The organism is Ruegeria sp. AP7 (assembly GCF_056539905.1).
Genome location: NZ_JBQFVT010000003.1, coordinates 248,377 through 266,679 on the forward strand (window position 1 = coordinate 248,377; position 18,303 = coordinate 266,679).

Annotated in this window: 18 protein-coding genes; 11 read left to right on the forward strand and 7 right to left on the reverse strand. The window is 57.6% G+C overall.

What is annotated here, in order from left to right:
- Nucleotide 1: 1 nt before the first annotated feature.
- The 6 genes from odhB to mdh all read right to left on the reverse strand — a co-directional run bounded on the left by odhB (nt 2) and on the right by mdh (nt 8,479).
- Entirely contained in the window at nt 2-1,519 is a 1,518-nt protein-coding gene (odhB, locus tag ACR0KN_RS08490; protein ID WP_480652781.1) for a 2-oxoglutarate dehydrogenase complex dihydrolipoyllysine-residue succinyltransferase, read from the reverse strand.
- A gap of 3 nt (nt 1,520-1,522) precedes the next feature.
- Nucleotides 1,523-4,480 carry a 2-oxoglutarate dehydrogenase E1 component gene (locus tag ACR0KN_RS08495; RefSeq protein ID WP_480652783.1) on the reverse strand — a complete coding sequence of 986 codons (2,958 nt, stop codon included), beginning with the start codon at nt 4,478-4,480 and terminating at the stop codon, nt 1,523-1,525.
- Nucleotides 4,477-5,016 carry a DUF805 domain-containing protein gene (locus ACR0KN_RS08500; RefSeq protein ID WP_480652786.1) on the reverse strand — a complete coding sequence of 180 codons (540 nt, stop codon included), beginning with the start codon at nt 5,014-5,016 and terminating at the stop codon, nt 4,477-4,479. The genes ACR0KN_RS08495 and ACR0KN_RS08500 overlap by 4 nt, the downstream gene beginning before the upstream one ends.
- A 34-nt stretch (nt 5,017-5,050) precedes the next feature.
- Complete coding sequence (gene sucD, locus ACR0KN_RS08505) at nt 5,051-5,932, reverse strand: succinate--CoA ligase subunit alpha (protein WP_010443702.1); 882 nt, start codon at nt 5,930-5,932, stop codon at nt 5,051-5,053.
- Between the two features lie 83 nt (nt 5,933-6,015).
- On the reverse strand, nt 6,016-7,209 hold the full coding sequence (sucC, locus tag ACR0KN_RS08510) for an ADP-forming succinate--CoA ligase subunit beta (protein ID WP_120981256.1): 1,194 nt from the start codon (nt 7,207-7,209) through the stop codon (nt 6,016-6,018).
- Nucleotides 7,210-7,516: 307 nt separating this feature from the next.
- On the reverse strand, nt 7,517-8,479 hold the full coding sequence (mdh, locus tag ACR0KN_RS08515) for a malate dehydrogenase (protein WP_480456177.1): 963 nt from the start codon (nt 8,477-8,479) through the stop codon (nt 7,517-7,519).
- A gap of 161 nt (nt 8,480-8,640) precedes the next feature.
- On the opposite strand from mdh, the gene ACR0KN_RS08520 reads away from it, so the two are divergent.
- Complete coding sequence (locus ACR0KN_RS08520) at nt 8,641-9,396, forward strand: sulfite exporter TauE/SafE family protein (protein ID WP_480652789.1); 756 nt, start codon at nt 8,641-8,643, stop codon at nt 9,394-9,396.
- On the opposite strand, the gene ACR0KN_RS08525 is transcribed toward ACR0KN_RS08520, so the two are convergent.
- A complete protein-coding gene (locus ACR0KN_RS08525; protein WP_480652791.1) occupies nt 9,393-9,692 on the reverse strand; it encodes a hypothetical protein in 300 nt (99 codons plus the stop codon). The genes ACR0KN_RS08520 and ACR0KN_RS08525 overlap by 4 nt on opposite strands.
- 177 nt (nt 9,693-9,869) lie before the next feature.
- On the opposite strand from ACR0KN_RS08525, the gene ACR0KN_RS08530 reads away from it, so the two are divergent.
- From ACR0KN_RS08530 to ACR0KN_RS08575, 10 genes are all read left to right on the forward strand, one after another.
- Nucleotides 9,870-10,727 (forward strand): HpcH/HpaI aldolase/citrate lyase family protein, encoded by an 858-nt coding sequence (locus ACR0KN_RS08530; RefSeq protein ID WP_480652793.1) that lies wholly within the window; start codon nt 9,870-9,872, stop codon nt 10,725-10,727.
- A 6-nt stretch (nt 10,728-10,733) separates the two neighbouring features.
- A complete protein-coding gene (locus ACR0KN_RS08535; protein WP_010442831.1) occupies nt 10,734-11,288 on the forward strand; it encodes an NnrU family protein in 555 nt (184 codons plus the stop codon).
- Between the two features lie 12 nt (nt 11,289-11,300).
- Nucleotides 11,301-11,507 carry a DUF1737 domain-containing protein gene (locus tag ACR0KN_RS08540; RefSeq protein ID WP_010442832.1) on the forward strand — a complete coding sequence of 69 codons (207 nt, stop codon included), beginning with the start codon at nt 11,301-11,303 and terminating at the stop codon, nt 11,505-11,507.
- The gene (locus ACR0KN_RS08545) at nt 11,507-12,535 is read left to right on the forward strand and encodes a MaoC family dehydratase (protein ID WP_480652795.1); all 1,029 of its coding nucleotides are present in this window, start codon (nt 11,507-11,509) and stop codon (nt 12,533-12,535) included. The genes ACR0KN_RS08540 and ACR0KN_RS08545 overlap by 1 nt, the downstream gene beginning before the upstream one ends.
- Before the next feature lie 66 nt (nt 12,536-12,601).
- Nucleotides 12,602-13,276 (forward strand): DUF1194 domain-containing protein, encoded by a 675-nt coding sequence (locus ACR0KN_RS08550; RefSeq protein WP_480652797.1) that lies wholly within the window; start codon nt 12,602-12,604, stop codon nt 13,274-13,276.
- Nucleotides 13,277-13,480: 204 nt separating this feature from the next.
- On the forward strand, nt 13,481-13,864 hold the full coding sequence (sdhC, locus tag ACR0KN_RS08555; RefSeq protein ID WP_010442835.1) for a succinate dehydrogenase, cytochrome b556 subunit: 384 nt from the start codon (nt 13,481-13,483) through the stop codon (nt 13,862-13,864).
- Nucleotides 13,865-13,876: 12 nt separating this feature from the next.
- Complete coding sequence (locus tag ACR0KN_RS08560) at nt 13,877-14,260, forward strand: succinate dehydrogenase, hydrophobic membrane anchor protein (protein WP_170474256.1); 384 nt, start codon at nt 13,877-13,879, stop codon at nt 14,258-14,260.
- Between the two features lie 12 nt (nt 14,261-14,272).
- Nucleotides 14,273-16,081, forward strand: coding sequence for a succinate dehydrogenase flavoprotein subunit (gene sdhA / locus ACR0KN_RS08565; protein WP_480652800.1), 1,809 nt, complete (start codon nt 14,273-14,275; stop codon nt 16,079-16,081).
- A 12-nt stretch (nt 16,082-16,093) separates the two neighbouring features.
- Entirely contained in the window at nt 16,094-16,873 is a 780-nt protein-coding gene (locus ACR0KN_RS08570) for a succinate dehydrogenase iron-sulfur subunit (RefSeq protein ID WP_010442838.1), read from the forward strand.
- Nucleotides 16,874-17,438: 565 nt separating this feature from the next.
- Nucleotides 17,439-18,302 (forward strand): urea carboxylase-associated family protein, encoded by an 864-nt coding sequence (locus tag ACR0KN_RS08575; RefSeq protein WP_480652802.1) that lies wholly within the window; start codon nt 17,439-17,441, stop codon nt 18,300-18,302.
- Nucleotide 18,303: the final 1 nt, after the last annotated feature.

Here is an 18,303-nt window from a genome sequence, read left to right on the forward strand (position 1 = left end):
CTTATAGATCCATCAACAGGCGGCGTGGGTCTTCAAGCGCTTCTTTCACGCGAACCAGGAAGGTGACCGCACCCTTGCCGTCAACAATACGGTGGTCATAGGACAGAGCCAGATACATCATCGGGCGGATCTTGATCTCGCCATTGATGACCATCGGGCGGTCCTGAATCTTGTGCATTCCCAGAATACCTGATTGCGGCGGGTTCAGGATCGGTGAAGACATCAACGAGCCATAGACGCCACCGTTCGAGATCGTGAACGTACCGCCCTGCATTTCAGCCATCGAAAGCTTGCCGTCGCGGGCGCGCTTGCCCTTTTCAGCAATTGCTTTCTCGATCGCTGCGAAGGACATGCTGTCGGCGTCGCGGATCACCGGAACCACCAGTCCCTGAGGCGTACCAGCGGCGACGCCCATATGCACAAAGTTCTTATAGACAATGTCAGTGCCGTCGATCTCGGCATTCACCTCGGGCACTTCTTTCAGCGCGTGACAGCAGGCCTTGGTGAAGAAGGACATAAAGCCCAGACGCACGCCGTGCTTTTTCTCGAACTGGTCTTTGTATTGATTACGCAGGGCCATCACCTCGGTCATGTCCACCTCGTTATAGGTGGTCAGGATGGCCGCTGTATTTTGCGCATCCTTCAGGCGCTTGGCGATGGTCTGGCGCAGACGGGTCATGCGCACGCGCTCTTCGCGGCTTGCATCCTCGGCAGCCACAGGAGCGCGTGGAGCTTGGGCAGCGGGAGCGGGGGCAGCCGCCGCAGGCGCTGGGGCCGTAGCTGCTGCAGCAACTGCCTCTGCCACGTCTTCTTTCATGATACGCCCATCGCGACCGGTGCCGGTGACCTGATCCGCGGACAAACCGGCCTCGGCCATCGCTTTCTCAGCTGATGGTGCGTTGGACACGTCTTTACCTGTGCTAGCTGCAGTCGGAGCAGCAGCGGCCGCAACCGGAGCGCTTGCCACACCTGCGGCCGAGCCCGAGATCACCGCCAGCTTTGCAGAGGCATCGACCGTGCTGCCTTCGAGCGCAACGATCTCAGCTAGAACGCCTGCCGCCGGGGCCGGAACTTCGACCGAGACCTTGTCGGTTTCCAATTCGCACAGCATCTCATCCTGTGCGACGTTGTCACCAACCTGTTTAAACCATGTCGAAACGGTTGCCTCGGTCACGGATTCGCCCAGCGTCGGCACCATGACGTCCACGCTGCCACCTGCCGCAGCCGGCGCTGCTGCAGTTGGGGCCGGGGCTGCCGCTGCCGGACCAGGCGCTGCCCCTTCGCTAGCGGTGATGGTGGCCAGCAATGCATCGACACCCACCGTCTCACCTTCGGCAGCGACAATCTCGCCCATCACACCTGCGGTAGGCGAGGGCACTTCGACCGTCACCTTGTCAGTTTCCAGCTCACACAGCATTTCATCAACTGCAACGGCGTCGCCGGGTTTCTTGAACCATGTCGCAACGGTGGCTTCGGTGACAGACTCGCCCAGCGTGGGAACACGAACTTCAATCGTCATCGTTTACTTTCCTTCAATGCTCAGCGCTTCGTTCACCAGCGCTTCTTGTTGGGCTTTGTGTTGGCTGGCCAGACCCGTTGCAGGCGAGGCCGAGGTTGCGCGACCGGCATAGGCCGGACGGGTGTGTTTTGCGCCAATGCGGGTCAGGACCCATTCGATATTGGGTTCGATAAAGGTCCAGGCTCCCTGGTTTTTGGGCTCTTCCTGACACCAGACCATCTCGGCACCTTTGAAACGCTCAAGTTCGTTGATCAGCGAATGCGCAGGGAAGGGATAGTATTGCTCGATCCGCATCAGGTAGATGTCATCGATGCCGCGCGCATCGCGCTCTTCCAGAAGGTCGAAATAGACTTTGCCAGAACACATGACGACGCGTTTGATCTTGTCGTCCGCCACCAGCTTGGTGTCAGAGTTGCCCTTCTGCGCGTCATCCCACAGCACCCGGTGGAAGCTGGAGCCTGTGGTGAAGTCATCCGCCGTGCTGACCGACAGTTTATGACGCAGCAGCGACTTTGGCGTCACCAGGATCAGAGGCTTGCGGAAAGTCCGGTGCAGCTGACGGCGCAGGATGTGGAAATAGTTCGCAGGTGTTGTACAGTTCGCCACGATCCAGTTGTCCTGACCGCACATCTGCAGGAACCTTTCCAGGCGCGCGGATGAGTGTTCCGGGCCTTGCCCTTCGAACCCGTGCGGCAGCAACGTGACCAGACCGGACATCCGCAGCCACTTGCTTTCACCCGAGCTGATGAACTGGTCGAACATGATCTGCGCGCCGTTGGCGAAATCACCGAACTGTGCTTCCCAAAGGACCAGAGCGTTAGGCTCGGCCAGAGAATATCCGTATTCGAATCCCAAGACCGCATATTCGCTGAGCATTGAGTCAATCACGTCATAATGAGATTGGCCCTTGCGGATGTTGTTCAGCGGGTAGTAGCGCTCTTCGGTTTCCTGATGGACAAATCCGGAATGGCGTTGGCTGAATGTACCTCGCGTCGCGTCCTGTCCGGCCAGTCGCACTGGGTAGCCCTCGGTCAGCAGCGAGCCAAACGCCAGAGCCTCGCCAGTTGCCCAGTCAAAGCCGGTCCCGTTTTCGAACATCTGTTTCTTGTGTTCCAGCAATCGTCCGACGGTTTTATGCATCGCAAATCCTTCGGGTGCTGTGGTCAGGGCGGTCCCGATCTCGGCCAGCGTATCCCCTGAGATCGCGGTTTCGCCGCGCATGTATTCTTCTTTGTTCTTGTCCAGATGCGACCAGCGCCCATCCAGCCAATCGGCTTTGTTGGGCTTATAGTCCCTCCCGGCGTCGAACTCTTCGTTCAGATGGGCCTGAAAGGCGGCCTTCATATCCTCGATCTCGCCTTCGGGGATCAGGCCGTCTTTGACCAGACGTTCCGTGTACAGCGACAGCGTAGTCTTATGAGTCTTGATCTTCTTGTACATGATCGGGTTGGTGAACATGGGCTCATCGCCCTCGTTATGGCCGAACCGGCGATAGCAGAAGATATCCAGCACCACGTCCTTGTGGAACTTCTGACGAAATTCGGTTGCCACCTTGGCGGCATGCACCACCGCCTCGGGGTCGTCGCCGTTCACATGGAAGATCGGCGCTTCGACCATCAGCGCGATATCCGTTGGATAGGGGCTGGAGCGGCTGAAATGCGGCGCGGTGGTAAAGCCGATCTGGTTATTCACCACAATATGCATAGTGCCACCGGTCTTGTGCCCTTTCAGACCCGACAGGCCGAACCCTTCAGCCACCACACCTTGTCCGGCAAAGGCCGCATCGCCGTGCAGCAGAATGCCCATCACCTTGGTGCGGTCTTCGTCGTTCAGCTGATCCTGCTTGGCGCGAACCTTGCCCAGCACCACCGGGTTCACCGCCTCAAGGTGCGAGGGGTTGGCGGTCAGCGATAGGTGCACTGAGTTGCCGTCAAACTCCCGGTCACTGGATGCACCGAGGTGATACTTTACGTCACCCGATCCATCCACATCCTCAGGCTTGAAGCTGCCGCCCTGGAATTCGTTGAATATGGCGCGATAGGGCTTGCCCATCACATTGGCCAAAATATTCAGACGCCCCCGGTGCGGCATCCCGATGACGATGTCCTGCAATCCCAGGGCACCGCCGCGCTTGATAATCTGTTCCATTGCAGGGATCAAGCTTTCGCCACCGTCTAAACCGAACCGCTTGGTGCCCATGTACTTGACATGCAGAAATTTCTCGAAGCCTTCGGCCTGGACCATCTTATTCAGGATCGCCTTGCGGCCCTCTTTGGTGAAGGCGATTTCCTTGCCGTACCCTTCGATCCTTTCCTTCAGCCAAGCGGCCTCTTCCGGGTTCGAGATGTGCATATATTGCAGCGCGAAGGTGCCACAGTAAGTCCGTTTCACAATCTCAACGATCTGGCGCATGCTGGCCATCTGCAGGCCCAGGACGTTGTCGATAAAGATCGGGCGGTCCATATCCGCATCGGTGAAGCCGTAGGTCTTTGGATCCAGTTCAGGATGGGTACTTGCGGCGCGCATCCCCAGCGGATCCAGATCCGCAGCCAGGTGGCCCCGGATGCGATAGGCCCGGATCAGCATCAGCGCCCGCAAACTGTCCAGCACCGCGCGCTTGATCTGGTCTTCGCTGACCTCAACGCCCTTGGCCGCGGCCTTGTCCTTGATCTTCTTGCCCGCCGCCTTGGCATCGATCTCGGCCCATTCCCCAGTCAACGCACCCGTCAGATCATCCGCTGGCATCGGAGGCCAATCACTGCGCGCCCACGATGGCCCCTCGGCCTCGCGCTGCACATCCGGCGCGTCATCGCCCATGGCCTTGAAAAATTCGACCCAGGCGGCGTCTACCGCGCCGGGGTTCTTGGTGTACTGGGCATAAAGCTGCTCCAGATATTCGGCATTATGCCCCTGCATGAAGCTGGAGGCATGAAAGGCTGAGTTGGGCGAGTGTTCGGTCATTGGGCTACCTCATATGGGTTGGGACCGTATTGGTTGGTGCCTGGTTCGCTTGGGCGGGTCAGCCACCACAGAACCAGGAGGGGCGACACAAACAGGACAAGAAGTGTCGGTATGACGATAAGAAGAGTTGCGCGGGTGAACAGGATATCCAACGTGCCGCCATGGAATTGGCTGGCAAGGCCGATGCCAAAGATCAGAACAGCCAGCGCACCGAGGATCAGCAAGATCGGCAACAAGGCATAAAGCCCGCTGCGCCCAGTATCATGCATCCGCCGCCACGCGACAGCCAGATGCGGGAAGAAGACAATAAGGCTGACGATGCTTTGGACCGGGCCTGTCGAAGTGGCCGTGACGGATTTGGTAGTCTCCGTTTCGGTCACTGCGACCTGAGTGAAGAACTGCCAGTCAATGATCCCGGCAATAATGCTCCAGATCACGATGAACAGGAAAAAAAACCAGTATTCGGGCCGCGAGGCACGGCCCGAAAAGGTGAAAAACTTGGAGAAACAGGATTTAATGGCTTCGCCGAAAGTCATGTTTACCGCTCCTCCCAAAGCAGTCAAATTCTGGTCAACCGATGGCTTCCAGCACAGCCTCACCCAGCTGCGCCGGGCTTTCGGCCACGACGATACCGGCCGAGCGCATGGCTTCGATCTTGTCCTCGGCACCACCTTTGCCGCCGGCAACAATCGCGCCCGCGTGGCCCATGCGGCGGCCCGGAGGGGCTGTGCGGCCTGCGATGAAACCGGCGGTCGGCTTTTTGCGGCCCTTCTTGGCCTCATCCGCCAGGAACTGCGCGGCTTCTTCCTCGGCCGAGCCACCGATCTCACCGATCATGATGATCGACTCGGTTTCGTCATCGGCCAGGAACCATTCCAGCACGTCGATATGCTCGGTGCCCTTGATCGGGTCTCCGCCGATGCCCACGCAGGTGGACTGGCCCAGACCCACATCGGTGGTCTGCTTGACGGCCTCATAGGTCAGGGTGCCCGAACGCGACACAACTCCGACCGAGCCGCGCTTGTGAATGTGGCCGGGCATAATACCGATCTTGCAGGCATCCGGCGTGATGACACCGGGGCAGTTCGGCCCGATCAGGCGCGAGTTCGAGCCTTCCAGCGCGCGCTTCACCTTCATCATGTCCAGAACCGGAATGCCTTCGGTGATGCAGACAATCACCTCCATCTCGGCATCAATCGCCTCAAGGATCGAGTCAGCCGCAAACGGCGGCGGAACATAGATCACCGAGGCGTTGGCTTCGGTCACATGCTTGGCCTCGTGGACCGAGTTGAACACGGGCAGGTCAAGATGTGTCATCCCGCCTTTGCCGGGCGTCACGCCGCCTACCATCTTGGTGCCATAAGCAATGGCTTGTTCAGAGTGGAATGTGCCCTGCGAGCCGGTAAAGCCCTGACAGATCACTTTGGTATTTTCGTCGATGAGGACTGCCATCTGGCGTTCTCCTATGTAGGGCGGGCTTCAGCCCGCCAAAATCTTGGGAAAGGTGGGCTGAAGCCCACCCTACGGGATGACACTCAGCCTTTGACGGCCTTCACAATCTTCTCGGCACCGTCTTTCAGGTTGTCCGCCGCGATCACGTCCAGGCCAGAGGTGTTGATGATCTCTTTGCCTTTCTCAACGTTTGTGCCTTCCAGACGCACGACTAGCGGCACCTGCAGGCCGACCTCTTTCACCGCTGCGACTACGCCTTCGGCGATGACGTCACAGCGCATGATGCCGCCGAAGATGTTGACCAGAATGCCTTTGACCTGCGGGTCCGAGGTGATGATCTTGAACGCCTCGGTCACTTTCTCTTTGGTGGCACCGCCGCCCACGTCGAGGAAGTTGGCGGGCTCGGCCCCATAGAGCTTGATGATGTCCATCGTTGCCATCGCCAGACCGGCACCGTTGACCATGCACCCGATCTCACCATCCAAAGCGATGTAGTTCAGGTCGTATTTCGAGGCCTCCAGTTCCTTGGGGTCTTCCTCAGTCGTGTCGCGCAGCTCGGCAATATCCGGGTGACGATAAACCGCGTTGCCGTCAAAGCCGACCTTGGCGTCCAGCACTTTCAGATCGCCGCTGTCCGAGACGATCAGCGGGTTGATCTCCAGCATCTCCATGTCTTTCTCAACGAAGGCGGCGTAAAGCTGGCTCATCAGCTTAACGCATTGCTTAACCTGTGCGCCTTGCAGGCCCAGCGAGAACGCGATACGGCGGCCGTGATAGGGCTGATAGCCGGTGGCAGGATCGACCGAGAAGGACAGGATTTTCTCGGGCGTCGCTGCGGCCACTTCTTCAATGTCCATGCCGCCTTCGGTCGAGCAGACAAACGAGATGCGGCTAGTCTGGCGATCCACCAGCAGGGCCAGATACAGCTCGCGTTCTATGCCGGACCCGGCCTCGATATAGATGCGGTTGACCTGTTTGCCCGCGGGGCCGGTCTGATGTGTGACCAGCGTGCGGCCTAGCATCTTTTTGGCTTCTTCGGCGGCCTCTTCCACCGACTTGGTCAGACGGACACCGCCCTTTTCACCGGCGTCGGCTTCTTTGAAGCTGCCTTTACCGCGCCCACCTGCGTGGATTTGTGCTTTTACAACCCACAAAGGGCCATCCAGTTCACCGGCTGCGGTTTTGGCTTCCTCGGCGCGCAAAACCGCGCGACCGTCGGAGACCGGAGCGCCATAGCTGCGCAAAAGAGCTTTGGCCTGATATTCGTGAATGTTCATCGAAATTGTCCCGTCTGACTGCGATTACCCTGTTATAGGCGTGTCTAAGCGCCAAAATTAAAGAGTTTTTTGACGTGTCACGGGAAATTGTCAAAGATTTTCAGGATTTGTGATCACAGGTTTTTGGGGTGTGATCACAAAGTTTGAGCAAAGCGTAAGCTTGATTCGATGATGCAGGTTCGCGCGAAGAAAACACATTCATACATGTGACTTTCGGCGTTTGCGCCAACATCTCTGACTCATGATGTATGGCATAAAAGAAAACCGGCCCACCAAGAGCCGGTTTCAAATTCTTCACTGCTGACGATTAGGCCAGCGAGTTATCGATGCCTTTGCAAGCTTCGATCAAACCCTTCACAGCATTCACCGAGTTGTCGAAACCTGCCTGCTCTTCTTCGTTCAGCTTGATGTTGACGACCCGTTCGACGCCGCCGGCACCGATCACGGTAGGAACGCCGACATACATGCCTTCTACTCCAAGCTCGCCATCGCAATAAGCGGCGCAAGGCAGAACACGTTTCTGGTCTTTCAGATAGGCCTCGGCCATTTCAATCGCTGAAGTGGCGGGCGCGTAGAAGGCTGAACCGGTTTTCAACAGGCCGACGATTTCAGCACCGCCGTCACGGGTGCGCTGAACGATGGCGTCCAGTTTCTCTTGTGTGGTCCAGCCCATCTCAACCAGATCAGGCAGCGGGATACCGGCGACGGTCGAGTAACGAACCGACGGCACCATGGTGTCGCCGTGGCCACCCAGAACAAACGCTGTGACGTCGCGCATCGAGACGTTGAACTCTTCCGAAAGGAAGTGCGCAAAACGGCCCGAATCCAGAACGCCCGCCATGCCGCAAACCTTGTTATGCGGCAGGCCCGAGAATTCACGTAAGGCCCAGACCATCGCGTCCAGCGGGTTGGTGATGCAGATGACGAACGCGTCAGGCGCATTGGCGGCGATGCCTTCGCCAACCGATTTCATGACTTTCAGGTTGATGCCCAGCAGATCATCGCGGCTCATGCCCGGTTTGCGTGGCACACCAGCGGTCACGATGCAAACGTCTGCGCCTGCGATATCTTCATAGGACTGGGTGCCTTTCAGCTTGGCATCAAAGCCTTCCGAGGGGCCGGATTCGGCGATATCCAGCGCCTTGCCTTCCGGGGTGCCTTCGGCGATGTCGAACAGGACAACGTCACCGAGTTCCTTCATTGCAGCGAGGTGGGCGAGCGTGCCGCCGATCTGACCTGCGCCGATCAGCGCGATCTTGGGTCTGGCCATTTGGAATATCTCCGATGGGTTTTGAAATCGCGGTTTTGCTAGTCGTAAATGCGGCGTCGCGCAAGCCTCCTGCGACGCGGCATGCCACCGCATACCGTTTGCATGTCATGTGCTGATTGCGCTAAACCGCCTGTGACTCATGCATATTTCCGGGGCGCCAGATGTTCGAGATGAACCTGATGTTTTTTGCCGTGGCGATCCCGGCAGTGATCTTCGCGGGTATCTCGAAAGGTGGGTTCGGCTCGGGCGTGGCCTTTGCGTCCTCGTCGATTCTGGCGCTGATCCTGACGCCTGGGCAGGCGTTGGCGTTGATGCTTCCGATCCTCATGGTGATCGATGTCGCCACGTTAAAGCCCTACTGGAAACGCTGGAGCTGGCCGGATTCGCGTCTGCTGATTCTGGGTGCAGTGCCCGGCATTGCGTTGGGCGCGTGGCTCTATCGTGTCACCGATGACGATCTGCTGCGTCTGCTGATTGGTGGGATATCGGTCGGCTTTGTGATCTGGCATGTTGCCCAGACAAGTGGCTGGGTACGCGGCTTTGCCAACCGCCTGCCGCCTTCGGCAGGATTGTTTGCCGGGCTGGTTGCCGGGTTCACCAGCTTTGTCAGCCATGCAGGCGGTCCGCCCGCCGCTGTCTATCTGCTGTCCCAACGCCTGACGAAAACCGAATTTCAGGCCTCAACCGTACTGGTCTTCTGGGTGATCAATGCTGTGAAATTCGTACCGTTCGCCTATCTGGGTCTATTCACATGGCACACGGCACTAGCCGATCTGTTGCTAACCCCGTTTGCGATCCTCGGGGCCTGGCTCGGCGTCCGGGCACATTTCATGCTGTCCGAACGCCTGTTCTTTGGCATCGCCTATGTCCTGCTAACACTGACTGGCAGTAAATTGATCTGGGACGCATTGGTCTAAGCGTTGGGCGGCAATGCCTCAGCTAGCACCTCAAAGGATTGGCCCGAGGCGATCAGGCAGGTCACTCCCTCGGGCAAGGTCACAACAATGGTCCAACTGCCGGTTCGATCCGAGGCAAAAACCTCCATCACCACCCCTTGACGCGCAATCCCGATGCCGCGCCGGGTTTCGCCATAGGTCTTTGCCAAACGCTTGATCACATCCTCGCGCGGCGCGCAGTTCTGAGCGCTGACCTGTTGCGCAGCCAACACCATGATGCCCAACCCGATCGTCAAATTCAGCAATATCGTCTTCATCAGTCACCCCTTTCGATTCCTTCTTGAAAACAGCGTGCTGCAGGCTGAAAGAAATCGCGTTAAGGCAACGAGCGTTGCGTCACGATGCCAGAATGCTGCGTTGCGGCGATTTTGTGCTTGAACTTTCCGTCAAAAAATGCCCCATTCCGCGCAACATTATTTCAATGGGAGAGTCCCGTGGATCCGCGCCAGCGCCCTTATCGTTCTGTTCTTTATATCCCCGGCTCGCGTGATCGGGCGCTGGATAAAGCGCGCACGCTGCCGGTGGATGCCATCATCTTTGATCTTGAAGACGCGGTTGCAGCTGATGAGAAAGAGAACGCGCGCGAAACGCTCAAGGAAGCGTTGGCCGCCGGCGGGTACGGCGCGCGGGTCAAGATCGTGCGGATCAACAGTTTGGATACCAAATGGGGTCGCGCCGATGCCCAAGCTGTGCGTGAGATGGATGCGGACGCCGTTCTTCTGCCCAAGGTAAACTCGGCTGCGGATGTGGATGCGCTGGCGGCGATCACCGGTGATCTGCCGATCTGGGCCATGATGGAAACCCCGCGCGGCATGTTGAACGCGGCCGAAATTGCCGCACATCCGCTGATGGCGGGCTTCGTCATGGGGACCAACGATCTGGCGAAAGAGCTGCAGACGCGTTTCCGCCCCGACCGACTGCCGATGATGACCTCGCTGGGCCTGTGCCTGCTGGCCGCAAAGGCCGAAGGGCTGATCATCGTGGATGGCGTCTATAATGCGTTCAAGGACACTGACGGTCTGGCAGCCGAATGTGCCCAGGGCCGCGATATGGGCTTCGATGGCAAGACTCTGATCCACCCCGCGCAGGTCGAGATTGCGAATACTGCCTTTGCGCCTTCGGACACCGAGATAGAATTAGCCCGCCGCCAGATCGCAGCCTTTGAAGAGACCGAGGCACAAGGTCAAGGGGTCGCTGTTGTCGATGGCAAGATTGTCGAAAACCTACACGTTGTAACTGCCCGCGAAACTCTGGCAAAAGCAGAGGCGATAGTAGCTTTGCAAGCGGGGTAAGCCAGCATGGGCTTTGTTCTTCTGATTCTTGGTGTGGCGTTGTGGTGGGCCGCACATCTCTTCAAGCGCGTGATGCCGGAACGCCGTGCCGCCATGGGCGATGCGGGCAAGGGCGTCGTGGCGCTGGCTTTGGCGGGTGCGATCCTTCTGATGATTTTCGGCTATCGCATGACCGATTTCATCTATGTCTGGGCGCCGCCGACCTTCTTGATCCACATTAACAACCTGCTGGTGTTGATTGCGTTCTACTTGATGAGCCCGGCAGGACAGAAAGGCCGTCTTCTGAATAGAGTGCGCCACCCGATGCTGGGCGGCTTCAAGCTTTGGGCCTTTGCGCATTTGCTGGTAAATGGCGATCTGGCCTCGATCGTGCTGTTTGGTGGCCTGCTGGCCTGGGCGATCGTCGAAGTCATCGTGATCAACAAGTCCGAGCCAGACTGGACCCCGGGTGAACCCGGCACCTATGGCAAAGACGTGATGTTTTTTGTGGGATCCATCGTGCTGTTGGGCATTGTTGGCTATATTCACGGGCTGGTTGGCCCATCTCCGTTCGGTGGCTAAGGGACCAAATCAATGGCGAAACTTTATCGTTTGTTGACCGAGGAAGACACGTCAGCCTTCTGCCACAAGGTCTCGGACGCGCTGGCGAAAGGGTGGGAGCTGTATGGCGATCCCTCTTACGCCTTTGACGCAGCCAACAACGTGATGCGCTGCGCGCAGGCCGTGACGAAAGAAGTCGACGCCGACTATTCCCCCGACATGAAACTGGGACAGCAATAATGGCAAAAACCAATCCGGGTAACTTTTTCGAGGATTATTCCGTCGGGCAGGTGCTGCATCACGCAGTGCCCCGCACTGTGACAGATGGTGAACGCGCGCTGTATCACGCGCTCTACCCGGCGCGCCATGCGCTCTATTCCTCGGATGAATTCGCCCGGAATTGCGGCCTGCCGCAAAGCCCGATAGACGATCTGGCTGCGTTTCATGTGGTGTTCGGCAAAACGGTTCCCGATATCTCGCTGAACGCCGTGGCCAATCTGGGCTATGCCGAGGGCCGCTGGCTGCGACCGGTCTATCCCGGCGATACGCTGCGCGCTGAATCTGAGGTGATTGGCCTTAAGCAGAACTCAAACGGCAAAACCGGAGTGGTTTGGGTGCGTACGCTCGGTTTGAACCAGCGCGACGAAGTGGTGATCGAATATGTGCGCTGGGTGATGGTGCGCAAATCTAACCTAGATGCGCCCGCGCCTGAGACCGTTGTGCCCGACCTGAAGAAGGTGCTGGATGTTGGCGATCTGGTCGTGCCGCAGGGCCTCGATTTCTCGAAATACGATTTTGTACAATCCGGCGAAAACCACCGCTGGGATGCGTACAACACGGGAGAAACGATAGATCATGTCGATGGCGTGACCGTCGAAGAGGCCGAGCACATGCTGGCTACGCGCTTGTGGCAGAACACGGCCAAAGTGCATTTCGATCTCACCTTCCGCCCCGACGGTCGGCTTATCTACGGCGGCCACGTGATCTCGATGGCGCGCGCGTTGTCGTTCAACGGTTTGGCGAATGCGCAGATGATCGTCGGCCTGAACGGCGGCGCTCACGCCAACCCCTGTTTTGCGGGCGACACGATCAAGGTCTGGTCCGAGATTCTGGACAAGGCCGAGACCGGAACACCGGGAATCGGTGCACTACGATTGCGGCTTGTGGCGACCAAGGGCGGGGAGCCATTTGAGCTGCGCAATGAGGATGGGAAGTACCTGCCCAACGTGCTATTGGATCTGGATTACTGGGCCTTGATGCCCATGTAAATCGGGCTGCCCGTTTGCTGACATTGAAGTGATCGCGGTCGGTGAAATCCGTGCTAGGCTCGGCGTATGACGATGTTACGCGCACTCTTGGTCAGTTTGTTTCTGGCACCGCAAGCATTTGCCTGTGATCTTGCTCTTGCTCTGGCCGTCGATGTGTCAGGCTCGGTGGATTCCGAGGAATATCGCATCCAGATGGACGGTCTTGCCGCAGGGCTGCGTGATCCCATCGTATCCGAGGCGTTGGTGCGCGGGCAGGCCCGACTTATGCTGGTTCAATGGACTGGTAGTTCGCGCCAAAGGATCACGATTCCATGGACCCGGATCGACAGCTTTGCCACTTTGGACGATTTTACCGAACAGGTTGCTGCTGATCCGCGTGTCTGGCGTAATTTCTCTACAGCAATTGGTGAAGCGCTTGAGATGACCGTGACAAGCTTCGACGAGGTGCGCGATTGCAAAAGACATCTGATTGATCTTTCAGGTGACGGAATTTCGAATGAAGGTATCGAACCTTCGACGATCCACGCCAAATTGCGTGAGAGTGGAATCACAGTGAACGCGATTGCTATAGAAGAAAGCGAACCGGACCTGACAGCCTATTTCTTCGAGAATGTTATCGTGGGTGAGGGGGCCTTTGTCGTCTCTGCCGCGGGCTTTGCTGATTACCCTGAGCGTATTCGCAAAAAGCTTTTGCGCGAGGTGACGCAGCAGACTGCAGGGCTGTCTCAAACTCAACCATAGATTCGTGATCACATTGCTTTTCCGTTGAAAACGCTAACATTGGTGGTATCGAATGTATTTTGTGATCACGAGATTATTTTGTGTGATCACAAATACTGCTTATAAGCGATTTTGCGTCAAATTTACTGGATTTTGCACCTGCAGCGCGTGACAGAGTCGTAAAAAACAGTAAAACGTTCGGTAGCCAACCGAAAAGGAGCCAACATGGCCGATGTAAATCGGGGCAACCGCCCGCTCTCTCCGCATTTGACGATCTATCGTCCGCAGATGACGTCCATTTCTTCGATTATGGTGCGCATCACGGGTCTAGCGTCCTTTGGTTTGGCTTTGTTGGTCGTTTGGTGGTTGCTGGCGGCAGCCACATCGGCAGGCGCCTATGACCTGATCAATGGTCTGATGACCAGTTTCCTGGGTGATCTGGTCATGTTCGGCGCAGCGTGGGCAATTTTCTATCACATGCTGGGCCGTTTGCGGCATGTCATCTGGGATCTCGGATATTGCGTGAATGTCGAAGTGTCCGAGAAGATGGGCATTGGCATGTTTGTTCTGGCGACGGTTCTCGCCTTGATCACAGCCGTGGCGCTTTAGAGGGAGGCTGGTATGCAGTTTCTAACAGATCGTAAACGCGCACAGGGCATGGGAGCCGGACGCGCAGGTACACATCATCATTGGCAGATGATGCTCAGCTCAGCGGCGCTGGTCATTCTTGTTCCGCTGTTTGTATTCACCTTCGGGCGCGCGTTGGGTGGCACCTACGAAGAAGCTCTGGCGTATTACAGCCGACCATTCCCGGCGATTGTCATGGGTCTGACATTGGTTGTTGTCGTCCCGCATCTGCTGCGCGAAGCGCAGGAGGCGATTGAGGACTACGTGCACGGCGTTGCAGAAAAGCTGGCGCTGATGGCCGCACGGGCGTTTGCCTACACACTGATTGCTGCGGGTCTTTTTGCTCTCGCACGGCTTGCCCTCGGTTATGCGCAGTAAGGAACAAGAACAATGACAGCAGCATATGAATACGAAACCCACGAATATGACGTGGTTGTTGTTGGTGCCGGCGGCGCGGGTTTGCGCGCGACTTTGGGCATGGCGGAACAGGGTCTGCGCACCGCTTGTGTGACGAAGGTATTCCCGACCCGTTCACACACCGTGGCGGCGCAGGGCGGCATCGCGGCGTCCTTGTCGAATATGGGGCCAGACCATTGGCAGTGGCATATGTATGACACCGTCAAAGGCTCGGATTGGCTGGGCGATACGGATGCGATGGAATATCTCGCGCGCGAGGCTCCAAAGGCCGTCTATGAGCTGGAACATTATGGTGTGCCATTCAGCCGGACCGAAGAAGGCAAAATCTATCAGCGTCCCTTTGGTGGCCACACCACCGAATTTGGCGAAGGCCCCGCCGTGCAACGGACTTGTGCTGCCGCCGACCGGACAGGCCATGCGATCCTGCATACGCTTTATGGTCAGTCGCTAAAGAACAATGCCGAGTTCTACATCGAGTATTTCGCAATCGACTTGATCATGTCCGAAGACGGTCAATGTCAGGGCGTCGTCTGCTGGAAGCTGGACGATGGCACCATGCACGTGTTCAACGCCAAGATGGTGGTGCTGGCGACCGGTGGTTATGGTCGAGCATATTTCAGCGCGACCTCGGCACACACCTGCACTGGCGACGGCGGGGGCATGGTGGCCCGCGCAGGGCTGGCGCTTCAGGATATGGAGTTTGTGCAGTTTCACCCGACCGGTATCTATGGTTCGGGTTGCCTGATCACCGAAGGTGCGCGCGGCGAGGGCGGTTATCTGACCAACTCGGAAGGCGAGCGGTTCATGGAGCGCTATGCGCCCCAGTACAAAGACCTTGCACCGCGCGACTATGTCAGCCGTTCGATGACCATGGAAATCCGCGAAGGACGCGGCGTTGGTGGCGAAGGGGATCACATCCACCTGAACCTGAGCCACTTGCCCGCTGAAGCTCTGGCGGAACGACTGCCGGGCATTTCGGAATCGGCCAAGATTTTCGCAGGCGTGGACGTCACCAAAGAGCCGATCCCGGTTCTGCCCACCGTGCACTACAACATGGGCGGTATCCCGACGAACTATTGGGGCGAGGTTCTGAACCCAACTGCTGATGATCCGACCGCCGTTGTGCCGGGTCTGATGGCTGTGGGTGAGGCCGGTTGTGCCTCGGTGCACGGCGCAAACCGGTTGGGCTCAAACTCTCTGATCGACCTCGTTGTCTTTGGTCGTGCGGCAGCTATCCGCGCGGGTAAGGTCGTGGATGCAGAGACTCCGAACCCGGTGCTGAACCAAGCATCGGTCGACAAGGCGTTTGACCGCTTCGATGCGGCGCGTAACGCCAGCGGTGCGATCCCAACTGCTGATTTGCGGCTTGAGATGCAAAAAACCATGCAGGCGGACGCGGCTGTTTTCCGCACCGCGAAGACGATGGCCGAAGGCGTTGAAAAGATGACGGCGATCGCTGCCAAGATGGATGATCTGCAAGTCACCGACCGTTCGCTGGTTTGGAACAGCGACCTGATGGAAACGCTGGAACTGGCGAACCTTATGCCCAACGCTCTGGCCACTATCGTTGGCGCTGAGGCGCGCAAGGAAAGCCGTGGAGCCCACGCACACGAAGACTTTTCAGAGCGTGACGATGAAAACTGGCGCGTTCACACGGTGTCTCGCGTCGACGGAACGCAGGTCGATCTCAGTTATCGCCCAGTGATCGTCGACCCGCTGAGCACCGAGGCCGAAGGCGGCATCAGCCTGAAGAAAATCGCGCCCAAAGCGCGGACGTTCTAAGGAGAGGAACCCATGGTACAATTGACCCTCCCCAAGAATTCCCGGATCACCACCGGCAAAACCTGGCCCAAGCCCGATGGCGCGACCAATGTGCGCAAGTTCCAGATCTATCGCTGGAACCCGGATGACGGCCAAAACCCGCGTGTCGATACCTATTTCGTCGACATGGACACTTGCGGCCCGATGGTTCTGGACGCGCTGATCAAGATCAAGAACGAGATCGACCCGACCCTGACTTTCCGTCGGTCCTGCCGCGAGGGCATCTGTGGCTCCTGCGCGATGAATATCGATGGTATCAACACGCTGGCCTGTATCTATGGCATGGATGAGATCAAGGGCGACGTGAAAATCTATCCACTGCCGCATATGCCGGTAGTCAAGGATCTGATCCCGGATCTCACGCATTTCTATGCCCAGCATGCCTCGATCATGCCGTGGTTGGAAACCAAAACCAACCGTCCTGCGAAGGAATGGAAGCAGTCGATTGAGGATCGCAAAAAGCTGGATGGTCTCTACGAATGTGTGATGTGCGCCAGCTGCTCGACCTCGTGCCCCAGCTACTGGTGGAACGGTGATCGTTACCTTGGCCCCGCCGCGTTGCTGCACGCTTATCGCTGGATCATCGACAGCCGGGATGAGGCAACGGGTGAGCGATTGGATGAGCTGGAAGATCCGTTCAAGCTGTATCGCTGCCACACCATCATGAACTGTGCCAAGACCTGCCCCAAGGGGCTGAATCCGGCCAAGGCGATTGCTGAAATCAAGAAGATGATGATCGATCGCGCGGTCTGATCGCGCAACATACCAAAGCACTTGCCGGTTTGCGGCAAGTGCATGACGCCTCTGCAAAACTATGCGATGCGTTTGCCGCTGAGCGGATTTAAGTTTCGCATAGGGAGGAGTGATAAATCGAATAGAGGTCACTCCAATGAGCAAACAAACCCAAAAATGCGATGCAGCCGAAGCGCTCAGGTTATTGGAACAGGCTTGGGCCTATTATTCGCCCGCGAACCGGTCGTTCCGAACAAAAACGAAACTCCCGAACTGTTTGAGTACGCAAACGCGGCCTGACCGTCTTACACGGGCTTGAAAACTTTGGTGCAATCGGCAAAGCAGAGACATGCCTATTCTCCTGCTTCTGCTTGCCGCTGGTGTGTTCGCCTATTTCCTTTGGCGGTCCCGCACGTCTTCACTGTCGCGAGACTGCAGATGGCGGCAGCACCGAAGCGAGGGCAATTGGCGTTGTGCCTTTTGCGGCGCGGTTTCGCAATCTGATGCCGAACCGAAACAATGCCAGAAAGGGCAATGATAAAAGTTTGGGGTTTCCCGCCTGGATGAACTGAGCCAGTCTCGGCCCATGACAGAATCCCAGACCACTCCCCGACCTCCCGCTGATGCAGATGCCCGCCGCGCGATTGCGCCAGTGATTTGCTACCCAAACGAAGGGCTGCCCCAACCTAATCTTGAGCTTTATCAAAATGCCCGCGCAGGTGCTCAGAAAACAGGTGAGGTTTTGGTTCTACCGCGCGACGCACGATGCTTTGAGGTGCCTGCCGGACATTTCTTTCGGATCACGTCTGTCGAGGGGTCTCAGGTAGGTGATCTCAACATGTGGAGCCTCACTGATCTGTCGGAACGGTTTTACTCTGGCAAGACGCGAGCGCTGCACGGTACGCACCTCACAACGGGTGAGCGAATGTGGTCGAGCTTTCCACATATGCGGCCAATGGCGACCATCATTGCCGATACGCTGGGCTGGTATGGAATCGATGAATTTGGCGGATCGGTCCATGATGTGATCGGGACGCGTTGCGACCCCTACACCGGCAATCTTCTATCCGGAACGCAGTACCATCACTGTTGTCATTCAAACCTTACACGCGCGTTGGCGGATCATTTAGGCATCTCGTTGGCCGAAGCTGAGCCCGCCGTGCATGATGTGTTGAATGTGTTCATGTGCACCGGGTTCACGCGGGACACGGGTCAATACTTCATGAAGGCGTCACCCGTGCGACCTGGTGATTATCTTGAGTTTTTTGCCGAGATCGACTTGCTTGGAAATCTCAGCGCGTGCCCCGGCGGCGATTGCTCGTCGGAGCACTCATCGGATACGGCGGCGTGTTATCCCTTGTTGGTGGAGACATTCGCCCCGACCGAGGGTGCCTTGGAAGGATGGAGCAGCCCTTCGCGCAACGGATATGATGGCACGCATGGGCGCTAAG

Excerpts from the sequence above, each read along its gene's own strand:
- ACR0KN_RS08540 (WP_010442832.1), top strand. The coding sequence starts at position 11,301 with ATGGCGAAACTTTATCGTTTGTTGACCGAGGAAGACACGTCAGCCTTC.
- sdhC (WP_010442835.1), top strand. The coding sequence starts at position 13,481 with ATGGCCGATGTAAATCGGGGCAACCGCCCGCTCTCTCCGCATTTGACG.
- ACR0KN_RS08535 (WP_010442831.1), top strand. The coding sequence starts at position 10,734 with ATGGGCTTTGTTCTTCTGATTCTTGGTGTGGCGTTGTGGTGGGCCGCA.
- ACR0KN_RS08570 (WP_010442838.1), top strand. The coding sequence starts at position 16,094 with ATGGTACAATTGACCCTCCCCAAGAATTCCCGGATCACCACCGGCAAA.
- sucC (WP_120981256.1), bottom strand. The coding sequence starts at position 7,209 with ATGAACATTCACGAATATCAGGCCAAAGCTCTTTTGCGCAGCTATGGC.
- ACR0KN_RS08545 (WP_480652795.1), top strand. The coding sequence starts at position 11,507 with ATGGCAAAAACCAATCCGGGTAACTTTTTCGAGGATTATTCCGTCGGG.
- ACR0KN_RS08575 (WP_480652802.1), top strand. The coding sequence starts at position 17,439 with ATGACAGAATCCCAGACCACTCCCCGACCTCCCGCTGATGCAGATGCC.
- odhB (WP_480652781.1), bottom strand. The coding sequence starts at position 1,519 with ATGACGATTGAAGTTCGTGTTCCCACGCTGGGCGAGTCTGTCACCGAA.
- ACR0KN_RS08525 (WP_480652791.1), bottom strand. The coding sequence starts at position 9,692 with ATGAAGACGATATTGCTGAATTTGACGATCGGGTTGGGCATCATGGTG.
- ACR0KN_RS08495 (WP_480652783.1), bottom strand. The coding sequence starts at position 4,480 with ATGACCGAACACTCGCCCAACTCAGCCTTTCATGCCTCCAGCTTCATG.
- mdh (WP_480456177.1), bottom strand. The coding sequence starts at position 8,479 with ATGGCCAGACCCAAGATCGCGCTGATCGGCGCAGGTCAGATCGGCGGC.
- ACR0KN_RS08550 (WP_480652797.1), top strand. The coding sequence starts at position 12,602 with ATGACGATGTTACGCGCACTCTTGGTCAGTTTGTTTCTGGCACCGCAA.
- ACR0KN_RS08560 (WP_170474256.1), top strand. The coding sequence starts at position 13,877 with ATGCAGTTTCTAACAGATCGTAAACGCGCACAGGGCATGGGAGCCGGA.
- ACR0KN_RS08520 (WP_480652789.1), top strand. The coding sequence starts at position 8,641 with ATGTTCGAGATGAACCTGATGTTTTTTGCCGTGGCGATCCCGGCAGTG.
- sucD (WP_010443702.1), bottom strand. The coding sequence starts at position 5,932 with ATGGCAGTCCTCATCGACGAAAATACCAAAGTGATCTGTCAGGGCTTT.
- sdhA (WP_480652800.1), top strand. The coding sequence starts at position 14,273 with ATGACAGCAGCATATGAATACGAAACCCACGAATATGACGTGGTTGTT.
- ACR0KN_RS08500 (WP_480652786.1), bottom strand. The coding sequence starts at position 5,016 with ATGACTTTCGGCGAAGCCATTAAATCCTGTTTCTCCAAGTTTTTCACC.